This window comes from Neisseria sp. P0008.S010 (genome assembly GCF_051962715.1).
GTDB classification, from domain to species: domain Bacteria; phylum Pseudomonadota; class Gammaproteobacteria; order Burkholderiales; family Neisseriaceae; genus Neisseria; species Neisseria elongata.
Window position 1 is genome coordinate 1 of record NZ_JBQCVA010000476.1, and the last position, 212, is coordinate 212.

The window sequence follows — 212 nt, forward strand, 5'->3', positions numbered from 1 at the left end:
CCACTGGTGTTCCTCCGAATATCTACGAATTTCACCTCTACACTCGGAATTCCACTCACCTCTCTCGACCTCAAGACTGGGAGTTTCAAAGGCAGTTCCAAGGTTGAGCCCTGGGATTTCACCTCTGACTTTCCAGTCCGCCTACGTGCGCTTTACGCCCAGTAATTCCGAACAACGCTAGCCCCCTCCGTATTACCGCGGCTGCTGGCACG

1 rRNA gene is annotated in these 212 nt (G+C 54.2%); it reads right to left on the minus strand.

Features of this window, described 5'->3' with window-relative positions:
- Nucleotides 1-212: ribosomal RNA gene (locus ACTHSL_RS14410) — 16S ribosomal RNA — on the minus strand; the annotation flags it as partial.